Annotated in this window: 9 protein-coding genes; 5 read left to right on the top strand and 4 right to left on the bottom strand. The window is 43.9% G+C overall.

Going from position 1 to position 12,924, the window contains the following annotated elements; genetic code table 11:
* Positions 1-87: 87 nt before the first annotated feature.
* The 3 genes from ACRD7P_RS20645 to ACRD7P_RS20635 all read left to right on the top strand — a co-directional run bounded on the left by ACRD7P_RS20645 (position 88) and on the right by ACRD7P_RS20635 (position 2,514).
* Positions 88-1,182: a Nif3-like dinuclear metal center hexameric protein gene (locus tag ACRD7P_RS20645; RefSeq protein WP_430909688.1), complete on the top strand. Its 1,095-nt coding sequence runs from the start codon at positions 88-90 to the stop codon at positions 1,180-1,182.
* A gap of 3 nt (positions 1,183-1,185) precedes the next feature.
* Complete coding sequence (locus tag ACRD7P_RS20640) at positions 1,186-1,965, top strand: zinc ribbon domain-containing protein (RefSeq protein ID WP_430909687.1); 780 nt, start codon at positions 1,186-1,188, stop codon at positions 1,963-1,965.
* Between the two features lie 183 nt (positions 1,966-2,148).
* Positions 2,149-2,514: a DUF2834 domain-containing protein gene (locus ACRD7P_RS20635; protein WP_430909686.1), complete on the top strand. Its 366-nt coding sequence runs from the start codon at positions 2,149-2,151 to the stop codon at positions 2,512-2,514.
* Positions 2,515-2,649: 135 nt separating this feature from the next.
* On the opposite strand, the gene ACRD7P_RS20630 is transcribed toward ACRD7P_RS20635, so the two are convergent.
* Together ACRD7P_RS20630 and ACRD7P_RS20625 are read right to left on the bottom strand one after the other, a co-directional pair.
* The gene (locus tag ACRD7P_RS20630; protein WP_430909685.1) at positions 2,650-4,407 is read right to left on the bottom strand and encodes a TonB-dependent receptor; all 1,758 of its coding nucleotides are present in this window, start codon (positions 4,405-4,407) and stop codon (positions 2,650-2,652) included.
* A 24-nt stretch (positions 4,408-4,431) separates the two neighbouring features.
* Positions 4,432-7,452 carry a tetratricopeptide repeat protein gene (locus ACRD7P_RS20625; RefSeq protein WP_430909684.1) on the bottom strand — a complete coding sequence of 1,007 codons (3,021 nt, stop codon included), beginning with the start codon at positions 7,450-7,452 and terminating at the stop codon, positions 4,432-4,434.
* A gap of 409 nt (positions 7,453-7,861) precedes the next feature.
* On the opposite strand from ACRD7P_RS20625, the gene ACRD7P_RS20620 reads away from it, so the two are divergent.
* Both ACRD7P_RS20620 and ppgK read left to right on the top strand, forming a co-directional pair.
* The gene (locus ACRD7P_RS20620) at positions 7,862-8,545 is read left to right on the top strand and encodes a cell division ATP-binding protein FtsE (protein ID WP_430909683.1); all 684 of its coding nucleotides are present in this window, start codon (positions 7,862-7,864) and stop codon (positions 8,543-8,545) included.
* Positions 8,546-8,723: 178 nt separating this feature from the next.
* Complete coding sequence (gene ppgK / locus ACRD7P_RS20615; protein WP_430909682.1) at positions 8,724-9,458, top strand: polyphosphate--glucose phosphotransferase; 735 nt, start codon at positions 8,724-8,726, stop codon at positions 9,456-9,458.
* Positions 9,459-9,550: 92 nt separating this feature from the next.
* Here the strand turns inward: ppgK and typA are convergent, their stop codons facing one another.
* Entirely contained in the window at positions 9,551-11,350 is a 1,800-nt protein-coding gene (gene typA, locus ACRD7P_RS20610) for a translational GTPase TypA (protein ID WP_430909681.1), read from the bottom strand.
* Positions 11,351-11,470: 120 nt separating this feature from the next.
* Positions 11,471-12,010, bottom strand: a complete 540-nt coding sequence (locus ACRD7P_RS20605) for a hypothetical protein (protein WP_430909680.1) — start codon at positions 12,008-12,010, stop codon at positions 11,471-11,473.
* Between the last annotated feature and the right edge of the window lie 914 nt (positions 12,011-12,924).

Below are 12,924 nucleotides of genomic sequence, written 5' to 3'. Positions count from 1 at the left end.
AAACTCGACGTCATGTTCACGGCCTTTATCTATATCGCCCTGATTTTCGATGCAATTAGTGTTAACACGCCCTAATTTCACCGCTACATGACCGTTAAGGAAGTAACCGACATTTTAGAAACCTTGGCCCCGCTCTCACAGGCGGAAGATTTTGATAATGTAGGCCTTTTGGTCGGCGATGCATCTGCCGAAGTTTCCGGGGTGCTGGTCACTTTGGACACCCTAGAAAACGTAGTGGACGAGGCCATTGCCAAAAGTTGCAACCTCATTGTCAGTTTTCATCCTATTATCTTTGGGGGCCTAAAAAAGTTGACCCAGGATACCTATGTGACGCGGACCGTAGCGAAGGCTATACGCAATGACCTTTCCATTTACAGCATGCACACGGCCTTGGACAATTCCTCCCAAGGGGTAAATGCCAAAATATGTGAGGTATTGGGTATCGGTGACCCAAAAATTTTGATTCCTAAAAAAGGAACAGTCAAAAAATTGACTACTTATGTTCCAGAGGCGGAAGCATCGGCATTGCGAAAAGCCCTTTTCGAAGCCGGGGCCGGCCACATTGGGAATTATAGCCATTGTAGTTTTAACGGTCAAGGCATCGGCACCTACTTGCCCGAGAACGGGGCAAATCCCGTAAAGGGGACCTTAGGAAAAATACACCAGGAGAATGAAATAGAGATCAACCTTATTTTTTCCGATTTCCTGGAATCTAAAATACTGCATTCCTTAAAGACCAACCATCCCTATGAGGAGGTGGCGTACGAAATACTGACCATAGAAAATAGGAACCCCACTATTGGAATGGGAATGGTAGGTACCTTGGCCACTCCCATGAAGGAGCTCGATTTTCTTGAGTTGGTAAAAAAACGTATGAACGCTGCGGGTATCCGTCATTCGCGACTACTGGGCAAGAATGTACAAAAAGTAGCGGTTTTAGGGGGTAGCGGTGCTTTTGCCATCGGCGCGGCAAGGGCCGCGGGAGCCGACATGTTCATCACCGCCGACATCAAATACCACCAATACTACGAGGCCGAGTCAAAAATAGTGGTTGCCGATATCGGACACTATGAAACAGAGCAGTTTACAAAAAATCTTTTAGTTGATTATCTTACAAAAAAATTACCTAATTTTGCAATCCATTTATCGGAATGCAAAACCAATCCGATCAATTATCTATAAAGTATGGCAAAAAAAGCAGAAGCAACGGTAGAAGAAAAATTAAGGGCATTGTACGATTTGCAGTTGATCGATTCTAGAGTTGATGAAATCCGCAATGTACGCGGAGAGCTTCCCTTGGAAGTGGAAGATTTGGAAGACGAGGTTTTGGGGCTTAAAACAAGGATCGACAAGTTAAAGACCGATGTGGAGACCATCAATTATGAAATTGGTGCAAAAAAGAATTTAATCGAGGAAGCAAAGGCCTTGATCAAAAAATATAGTGAACAACAAAAAAATGTTCGCAACAGTAGGGAGTTTAATTCGATCAGCAAGGAATTGGAGTTTCAAGAACTTGAAATTCAACTGGCCGAAAAAAACATAAAGGAATTCAAGGCGCAGATCGAGCAGAAAAAAGTAGTGGTCAACGAAACGAAGGAAAAACTATCGGAACGTGAATCCCATTTGAAACACAAAAAAGGGGAGCTTGATGCTATTTTGGCCGAGACCGAAAAGGAAGAAAAAGCGTTATTGACCAAATCGGAAAAGTTTCAGGAAGAAATAGACCAACGTTTGGTAAAGGCCTATACCCGTATTCGCCGTAACGTAAAAAACGGCTTGGCCGTTGTACCGATCGAAAGGGGTGCCTCCGGAGGCTCGTTCTTTACCATTCCTCCACAGGTGCAGGTAGAAATCGCTTCCAGAAAAAAAATCATCACCGATGAGCATAGCGGTCGTATTTTGGTAGACCCGGTGCTTGCCGAGGAAGAACAAGAAAAAATGCAGCAAATGTTTGCAAAGCTATAACCAGCGATCATTTTATTGCTCAAAGTAAAAAGCCATTCTTCTCGAATGGCTTTTTTGTATCTTTTGTTTTCGTTAGGAAAAGGTCCTATTCGAAAGAATCAGGCGGTTTATGGAATAGATGTTTCGTATTGTACTAAACCCCTAGTATCGAACTGCTGTAAAACTAATTAAACCCGAAACGGTATGACCCAAAAAATTACCGGTACCGAAGTTTTTTTTCTGTTGCTTGCCGTTGTCGGTCTATGTGCGACATGGTATTACAATATCCGTTTTTACTTGGAGGTTGATGATACCTCCATTGGCAATTTTATCGCCCTAACAAAAACGACCTTGCCCGCCAGTTCCATCAACGCGGATATTGCGGTAGTTGCCGTTGCCTTTTTGGTATGGATGGTGCTAGAGGCCCGTAAACTCAAGATGAAACATTGGTGGATTTTTATCCCCCTCACTTTTTTGGTCGCCCTTGCTTTCAGTTTCCCGCTATTTCTATTTTTTCGGGAAAGGAACTTAAAAAAGAAAAGCATGCTTGCATTGGAGCCAAATGCGTAGCTAATGAACAAGTTGGATTGTCCCATTTTAACGCTAAATCGGTTCCAGACCTTTGCCGCAACTATCGTTTCGAAAAAGAAAAATATGTGTTAGCACAGCGCATTGCCACGGGTAGGTCGAACGTATAGAAACGTTTTAAAAATCGAATTTATAGGTTGCGCCGGCAAGAACCTGTATTCCCTGAACAGGAAAATTGGCCCACCGCTGGTAGTTGTTGTTCGCAATGTTCGCCGCTTTCAGAAATACCGACAATTGATTGTTCAAGCGGTATCCAACGTGTGCGTTCGCATCAAAAAAGCTGTCGAGGTCTAGTATGGTAGCAGGGAAGTCCGCAGTAACTCCACTGGGAATAGCCACCGTAGCCACATCCTGTCGTTCCCCCACAAAAAAGAGGTTGGCTCCCATAAACCATTTTTCGCCCAACTGATAATCCAAGAAAAGGTTGGCCGTAACTTCCGGTAGGTTCCATGCCGGATTGTCCGTTTCCGTGCTGTAATTGAAGTATGCGGCATTCACGCTCACGGTAAAGTTGCGGTTGAAGTCCACATTGAGCTCCCCAAAGATACCGAGCGTCTTTACATCGTCATAAAACACATTGAAGGAGTTCCCAAAATTGTATCCCTTTTCATCCGTGCGCAAGGTATTTTGCGGATTCAACAAGAACAACGGTTTACGGTTCTCCGCTTTGTAGGAGGCTTTTACATTATAACTTAAATTAGGCAACAATTGTCCGCGAAGTCCCAAATACCCATCGTATTGCTGGTCTGTTGGTACAATATTCAGTGTTGGGGAAACGAACGGGTTGTCCGCTACAAAACCGTAATACGAATTTTGCCTTAGCGTACCTTCTATACCGCCATAAGCAATTGCAAAATCGTCCAACAAGCGATAGGACGCGGTAACCGCCGGGTATATGTAAAAGTTACCGTCGTTTCGTTCGCCATCAAGTCCATACACCAGATTTACTCCCAACTTAAGGGAAAGGTCGTCTCTCAACATGGTCAGTACGGGGTTTACGCCCACCTGTAGATTGCTATAACCGATACCGGAGGTATTGTCGGGAACGCTCAAGGGAGCATTTTCAAAATTTCCGTTCACATAATCTACCTTTAACCGAATCCCAAACATTTCGTCTTGTACCGGAAATTCAAATTCCGGTTCCAATACCACTCGGTTCTCCCCTGATTTTACCGCATCCCAAAACCGTCGATACTGCACGGAGGCTCCTTTAAAGTAGGCATCGGAAACATTGATATGTGCACCTGCCTCGGCCATAAAGTAATTCTGCCGTTCATCGATACCATCGATAACGGTCTGATCGAAAGTTTCGGCCGGTAGCCCATACCAATTGTACAGCTGGTGCTGCGCCCCAATATCAAAACCCCAATCGATGTCGCGGTCCCGTTTTTTGTAGGCGCCTTCCAACTCGGTATTGCTAAAAATATTATCCAGGGCAACGCCGGCAATATCGCCCCGCGAGGAGTTGTGATCAAGTCCGATAGTATATCCCGATTCCCGATCTATGGTTCTACTGGTATAAAATTCGGCCATCACATTGGCCGGGTTTCCCCCTCCTGCAGCGGCATAGGAATTGAAGAGTTCGGGTGGGGGCGTTTTTTTAACGGTCGACGCCTTTCCCTTGGCCGGCGTAAATGTCGACGCTACGGGAACCGAAAAGATGCTATAGTCTATTTTCTTTTTTTGAAGTACGATGGAATCGTTCAAGTTCGGTACCGTTTTTATTTTAAACGCATCGGAAATGGTCGGGGAATAGGCTTTTGTTACCGTAACCGTTTCGGTTCCCAAATCGTTTTCATCCTCATCTTCCTGTGCCCGAAACGTATGGATCACGGCTACGAACAGTACCAATGAAATATAGAATTGCTTATACATACAGTGTTCTTTTGTGTAGGTAATTTAATTTCGGAGATCTACCGACGAATTGCTTTTAGCTTCCTTGGATTTTATAATGCCCAACTCGCCCTTCGCTTCGGAAACGATTTCGGGATATTGGGCAAAATTATCGATAACGCTTTCCAAGATATAAGTGGCTTGATAGGCATCGCCCAGCGCATAGAAATTCTTGGCCATGATCAACAGCCCTTTTCCGCCCCACTCCTTATAGGCCGCATAATCCTTTGCCAAACGCTGTACCGCAGTGTTGGAATTTTCATAATCGGAAGACCTGTTCATAAAATACGCACTGTAGTATAGTGCCTCCGCAGCAGTGGCACCGCTGGCAATTTTTAAGACCTCACCATAGGCCTCTTCCGCTATTTGGTCGTCCCCTGTGGCTATGGCCGAGCGAGCGATCATAATTTTGGCATCACTCTTTATCCTGTTATCGATACTAGGGGTCGCCAACACTTTTTCGGCATATGCCAAGGTTTGATCGTAATTTTTTTGTTGGTAGTACCCTTTCATCAAATTCGATTGGGCAAAGGTCCGGTTCTGTTGAATGTCGGCCGTAGCCTCCAGCCTTTCCAAATAGGGAAGTGCGCTCGTATAATCATCCTTACCGATATATACCTCGCAAACCCTGGTAAGTGCCTGCTCGGCATATTCATTGCTTCCCTTGTTCGCCACCACACGGTAATTGGCCAGTGCTTTTTCTTTTTCCCCTTTTGCAAAATACAGTTGCGCGAGCTTAAAGTTGGCCTTGATAGCGTGCCGTCCGTTGGGAAATTGTTGTAGGTATTTTTCATACCCCTTGATCGCCGCGTCTTTCTTTCCTTCTAAATTTTGCTTATCCGCCGATTCGAATGTGGCGTTGTCCAGTTCGGAATCGGTAACTTCTACAAAATCCAGGTTTTTCACCCAAGCGGCATACTCGTCCACCCTACCCAGGTCCACATAGATCAGTTTTGCCGTTGCAACGGCCTGTATGGCCTCTTGGGTATTGGGGAAATCCCGTACCACCGTTTTAAATTTGGCCAAAGCTTGTTCGTTCCGGCTGCCGTTATAGTGGACCAACCCTTGTCGCATAAGGGCTTGGGGCACTAATTTACTTCGGCCGTACTCGGTGATCAGCACATCGTACGTTCGTAATCCCTGCTGTTCTTTTCCGGAAGACACATAGGTATTGCCAAGTTCGAAAAGGGCATCATCTTTAAGGGTGGATTTCGGATAAGCGGATACAAAACGATCCAACTCTTCAATTTTTGTATCTCTACGATCCACAAAACCGTAGCTCATTGCTTTTTGATAGGCGGCATAATCCTTTTGCGGTCCCGACAACTCCAACGCCATGTTATAGGTTTCTATGGCAGGCCAATACGCCCGGGTAACAAAGTGGCTATCCCCTAAACGTAAAAACCCATCATATTTTTTTTGGACATCATCGGTATTCGATGCCGTAAAACGTTGAAAACTCGATATGGCCTCCGGGTATTTTCGAAGTTTAAAATAGGTGTATCCCAAGTTGTACTCAAAATCGTTGAACACTTCGGTAGATTTGGAGATAGGATTGTCACGAAAGGCAATAAAATTGGTCAATGCCTGTTCAAAACGGTTCAACTGATATTCCGATTCCCCTTTCCAATAATGGGCCCTGGCCTTGAACAACGCATCCTCGGCACTGCCCAATGATTTTTGGAGCACCTCGGAAGCGGCCCCAAAGTCGCCTTCCATAAACAATTCGATTCCTCTATAATAGGCCACTTTTTGATAGGTGGCCTTGCTTGCGAAACCTTTGTTCTTTTCCAAAAGCTCCATTGCCCCGGCAAAGTTTTTGGAAGTGATATAGGAATCGACGAGTAGTTCTTGCATTTCCTGCTGATGGTCGTCGTTCGGGAAACGCTCCAAATAACTTGAAATGACAAGGGGCACCGGTTCGTAAGCGTTACCGATTTCATAACTCAATCGGGCATAGTTCAAATACGCGTCTTTTTGGATTTCGGCCGAGAAGTCCATTTGGGAGGCGTTGCGAAAGGCATTGAGCGCCTCCTGCTTTTTTTCCAGTTTCAGGTAACATTCCGCAAGATGATAATAGGCATTTTGCGAAACGCTGTTGGTACCGCCGATAATTTTATTGAACTGTTGAATGGCGTTGGCAAAATCGCCTTGTTTGTAATAGCTATATCCCAATAGATAGTAATCGGTATTGCTCCATTTTCCCTTTTTGCCCCGATACGCTTCCAAATACGGAATCGCATCGGCATATTGCTTCATGTTAAAATAGCTTTCCCCAATAATTTTGTTCAACTCCGATTTCTCGCTTCGGTCAGACTTTGGCAACTGCTGTTTGGCCAAGGCAATGGCCTTTTCGAATTTGCCCAGTTTAAAGTTCATGTCCGCCTGGTAGTAGCTCAGTTTTTCGGCCAGCAGTTCAGGGTCGTTAATTTGATCGAAGCGTTGGTTGGCTTCCTCATAATCATCTTGCTGGTAGGAAATATATCCTAAATAGTACTTCGCCTGAGAGCCATATGTGGGGGAGTCGCTTACTTTTTCGAGGTAACGTTCCGCTTCCTTTTGCTTGCCGGAAGAGAAAAGGGAATAACCATAATTAAAATTGAATTTGCCCATCTCCTTGCTCGATAGGGCCTTTTGGTCAACCTTATTGTACCATTTAAGCGCATAGGGATACTTTCCGGTCTCGAAATAATATTCCGCAACATCGGCAAAAGCCACGTTCCTTTTGGTGGATGTGGGATACTTTTCCACAAAATCCTCCATTAATCGATCGGCACCCAACTGATTCAGCCGAACGGCGGCGTTGGCCTCGTAATACGCGCTGTTCGCCTTGGTTTCCAAATTTTCGGTCGTATTCTTTACCTTGGAAAAAATGGTCTGTGCGGCCTGATATTGTTCATTGTTGTACAATGCCAAGGCCTGCTGGTAGTCCTTATCGTCGTGGGTGTAAATTTTGGTCTCTTGGGCGATTCCCGAAAAAACCATCCCCATAAAAAAGGGGATCAAAGCGGTTGTTTTATTGAGCATAGTGTTCTAACTATTGAACTCGTTTTGAGTTATTCCTTTACTAAAAGCTATAACGACAAATATGATGCCTAAGTATATTTTGAGTTCGTTTAAACGTTTTCTTTTACCTACCTCCGAGGCGTCGGGGTCCCATTTTGGGCCTTATTTTGGCATTTTAATACCTCTAGCATAACCATGCTTTCCTAAATGACGTTATAATGGCACAAAAGCTGGTTTTTTCGGTTCCGACAAAATGCATATGCCGGTACATCGTGTTACCAAAGGAAAAGATTTTAACAGCAGTGCCCGTTTATATCCCCGGGAACTTATTACTTTTATATCAACAAATGTTCGTAATCGGGAACTAAAACCCCTCCTTTTCAACGCCTTTGAACGGTGTTTTACGCACGACCCAAAATCTTAAATAACCATGCCGGAGACCATTTTACAACTTACGGATGCCAACATCTTTCAAAAGGACAGTCTCGTATTAAAGGACGTAACCCTGAGCATCGACTCGGGAGAGTTCGTATACCTCATCGGAAAGACCGGTAGTGGAAAAAGTAGTTTTATGAAAACCCTTTACGGGGATATTCCGCTTAAAAAAGGTAACGGAACTATTGTGGACTTCGATCTTCAAAAGCTCAAAGAGAAGGACATCCCTTTTTTACGTCGAAAATTGGGCATCGTGTTTCAGGACTTTAAACTGTTGCCCGACCGCAACATCAACAATAACCTTAAGTTCGTTTTAAAGGCTACCGGCTGGAAAGACGCGCAAAAAATGACCGCAAAAATTGAAGCAGTTTTAGATAAAGTGGGCATGAAAACCAAAGGTTTTAAATTTCCACATGAAATTTCCGGTGGAGAACAACAACGTATCGCCATTGCCAGGGCCCTTTTGAACGACCCGGAACTGATCATCGCCGATGAACCGACGGGCAATTTAGATCCGCAAACCAGCGTAGAGGTCATGAAAGTGTTGCAGGACATCAACAAATCGGGCCGTACCATTTTAATGGCGACACATGACTATGCGCTCATTTTAAAATTTCCATCGAAAACCTTAAAATGCGACAACGGCAAGGTTTTCGAAGTGGTACAACGGGCAGTTTAGAACCGTATTTTTTTACTCAAAAAATTATCTATATTTTGTACTTACGGCCATTTTTCAAAAAGATTGATTGGGCCGCTGATCGTGCGCTTATCTTCCGCTAACTGTCAGCGCAAAGGGAAGAGCAATCAGAAGGCCAAACTTTTTTGTTACTTTTGCCCGAGAATTTTAACCACATTCAATGGAAGTTTTAGGTATCGATATTGGGGGAACGGGTATGAAAGGTGCATTAGTGGATTCCGTTACGGGAGAAATGTTGACCAAACGTTTTCGAATTCCAACACCCGCATCGCGAAAACCAAAGGAAATGGCCAAAGTAGTTGCCGATATCGTGACGCATTTTGACCACAAAGGTCCCATCGGTGTGGGGTTTCCGACGGTCATTAAAAACGGGGTCTGCAAATCCCCCGGTAATTTGCATAAAAAATGGTTGGGCCGCAATGTTGCCGAGCTATTTTCAGAACAAACGGGCCAGAACGTTACCGTAGTGAACGATGCCGATGCCGCCGGCTATGCTACCGTTAATTACGGTGTCGGTAAAGGCAAGGAAGGATTGTTGCTGATGATTACCATAGGCACGGGGCTTGGCAGTGGTGCCTTTTTTAATGGAACACTGTTACCGAATTTCGAGTTGGGGCAAATTCCTTATAAAAAATACTCTAAAATTGAACTTTGGGCGGCCGACTCGGCAAAAGAAAGGGAAAACCTAAGCTATGCCCAATGGGGTAAACGCTTTAATAAATTTTTAAATCTTGTCGAACTGATCGTATGCCCAGATCATATTATTTTAGGTGGGGGCGCCTCAAAGGATTTTGAGGCGTATAAAAAATATATTACCATCGAAACACCCGTGATGCCCGCCGAACTTAAAAATCATGCCGGGATCATAGGCGCTGCTGCCGCAGCGTTACAATAAAATAAGAACGCGTCAACAAAAAAAGCCTCGATGATTATCGAGGCTTTTTTTATTTCTCATACCAAACTAATACCATTTCTGGTGTAAGGCGTCTAAGCAATTTTATTTCGCTTGCGTTCCACTTCTGTCAAGTATATTTTACGCAACCGTAAATGTGCCGGGGTCACCTCAACATATTCATCTTTCTGAATATATTCCAAAGCTTCCTCCAAAGAAAACTTAATGGCCGGTACAATTTTAGCCTTATCATCCGCTCCCGCAGAACGAACGTTGGACAATTTCTTTGTTTTGGTGATGTTGATGGTCATATCATCGCCCCTAGAGTTTTCACCAATAACCTGACCTTCATAAATATCCTCTCCAGGATCAACAAAGAACTTCCCTCGATCCTGTAATTTGTCTATGGAATATGGTATTGCTTTTCCTTTTTCCATGGATACCAACGATCCGTTTTGACGCTGCGGAATATCGCCCTTCATTGGTTGGTATTCCAAAAAGCGGTGCGCCATTATGGCTTCTCCCGCGGTTGCGGTCAACAGCTGGTTTCGAAGTCCGATAATACCACGCGAAGGAATCAGGAATTCACATATCATCCGGTCTCCTTTTGCTTCCATACTGGTCATCTCCCCTTTTCTGATCGCCACCATTTCTACCGCACGTCCGGAAACTTCTTCAGGTAGATCGATGGTCAAGGATTCGATCGGTTCGCATTTGACGCCATCGATTTCCTTAATGATTACCTGAGGTTGGCCAATCTGCAATTCGTAACCTTCCCTTCTCATGGTCTCGATCAATACCGAAAGGTGCAACACGCCACGGCCGAATACCAAAAATTTATCGGCACTGTCGGTTTCACCGACACGTAAGGCCAAGTTCTTTTCCAGTTCCCGCTCCAAACGTTCCTTAATATGACGCGACGTAACGAATTTACCGTCCTGTCCAAAAAACGGACTGTCGTTAATGGTAAACAACATGCTCATGGTAGGCTCGTCGATGGCTATCGTCTTTAAGCCTTCGGGATGCTCGATATCGGCGATCGTGTCGCCAATTTCGAAACCTTCCAGTCCGACAATAGCGCAGATGTCACCGGTAGCCACCTCTTTCACTTTTTTACGTCCTAAGCCTTCAAAGGTGAAAAGCTCCTTTATTTTTGATTTGGCAATGCTACCATCCCGTTTTACCAACGAAACCTGTTGTCCTTCCTTAAGTACGCCACGCTGCAATCGACCAATGGCGATCCTTCCGGTAAAGGAAGAGAAATCCAATGAGGTTATCAGCATTTGGGTAGTACCTTCCTCCGGCTTAAAGGCGGGAATGTGTTCCACCACCATATCCAACAAAGGTTCAATGTTATCGGTTTCGTTTTGCCAATCATCGCTCATCCAATTGTTCTTGGCGGAGCCATAGACCACAGGAAAATCAAGCTGCCATTCTTCTGCTCCAAGTTCGAACATCAGGTCGAACACTTTTTCATGAACTTCCTCGGGCGTACAGTTTTCCTTGTCCACCTTATTGACAACAACACATGGCTTTAACCCAAGATCGATCGCTTTTTGTAGTACAAAACGCGTTTGGGGCATAGGTCCCTCAAATGCATCGACCAATAAAAGAACACCATCGGCCATATTCAATACCCGTTCCACTTCACCGCCAAAATCGGCGTGACCAGGGGTATCGATAATATTGATCTTGGTATCCTTATACACCACTGAAACGTTCTTTGAGGTGATGGTTATTCCCCTCTCCCGTTCCAGATCATTATTGTCTAAAATCAAATCTCCGGTATTCTGATTCTCTCGGAACAGCTGACAATGGTACATGATTTTATCTACCAGGGTCGTTTTACCGTGGTCTACGTGGGCAATAATCGCAATATTCTTTGTTGTTGACATAAGCACATATATTCAATAATAGACATCTATTATTCAGGCGTGCAAAGATACTGCTATTTTTCAGTCCTCAACACAATCTTGAGTTATTTTTATGTAGTTGATTTTGAGGTAGTTATTTTTCTACCCTCGTTTACCGATCACCCAACCCAAACGGGCATTGAGCATCAGTCCAAAATCAGTGTCAAATTCATCCTTAAACAGCCCTGGGCCAAAGGATATGCCCCAATAAAATCCTTTTTTACGGGTACGCTGTATCCCATATACCACACCCAGGTTATAGTAGTAGTTGCTATTGAAATCCAAATTTCCGATAAGGGAGTTTCCCGATTGAAATTGATTGGCAAGGGCAATATAGTTACCGCTGTTTCCTGCAATATACTTCCCTTTTGATTTTCGCCGCTCCATATTCGTGAAGTATCGCAATTCTCCGGTAAAACCGGGAAAGAGACCAAACTCGGTGTCCCTATCCGATCCCCCACGTGCCGCAAAGCCAAAAAACAGACCAAAGTCCAGTGTGGTATTCCGGCCCACACCAAGTTCGTAAGACACTCCGGGAGCCAGGGCGTTGACCTTAAATAATTGGGGCGCTACATTTTTCCCGGATTGGGCGGCAAGGAGCGCGGCACATAGTAAAAAGAAATAGAGTAGACATTTTCGCATAAGGGTCGATTGTTTATAGCAACCGATTATCAAAGACCGGACCAAAATGAGAAAGTTCAAGTGCAAGTGTCAAGCTCAAGCTCAAACTCAAGTTCAAATTCAAATTCAAAATTGGAGGAGTACCCAGTAACCACTTTCCACTTTTTACTAATTACCGCAAACCGCTAATTGCTAACTGAAAATCTCCCAACCTCTTACTACTTATTACTTCATACTCAATACTTTTCACTAACCACTTTTTACGCACCACTAATTACTGCAAACCGCTAATTGCTAATTGCTAATTGCTAATTGCTAATTGCTAATTGCTAATTGCTAATTGAAAAAAGACCGCTGCGCTGAAAGAGAAAAGAACAAAGACTAAAAAAGTGCAAGTTCAAGTGCAAGTGTCAAGCTCAAGCTCAAACTCAAGTTCAAATTCAAATTCAAAATTGGAGGAGTACCCAGTGACCACTTTCCACTTTTTACTAATTACCGCAAACCGCTAATTGCTAACTGAAAATCTCCCAACCTCTTACTACTTATTACTTCATACTCAATACTTTTCACTAACCACTTTTTACGCACCACTAATTACTGCAAACCGCTAATTGCTAATTGCTAATTGCTAATTGAAAAAAGACCGCTGCGCTGAAAGAGAAAAGAACAAAGACTGAAAAAGTTCAAATGCAAGTATCAAGTTCAAACTCAAATGGCAAATTCAGATTCAAACTCAAATTCAAGCTCAAATTCAAAATTGGAGGAGTACCCAGTAACCACTTTTTACTTTTTACTTTCCACTAATTACCACAAACCGCTAATTGCTAACTGAAAATCTCCCAACTACTTACTACTCAATACTCAATAGTGTCCGGTTGTAACTAAAAGATTTTCAATTGGTTGCAATTGTCGTTCTTTGAAATTTGAAATTCGTT

Source organism: Maribacter sp. 2-571 (genome assembly GCF_050589625.1).
Classification (GTDB): domain Bacteria; phylum Bacteroidota; class Bacteroidia; order Flavobacteriales; family Flavobacteriaceae; genus Pelagihabitans.
This window is presented reverse-complemented; position numbering and strand designations above follow the sequence as displayed.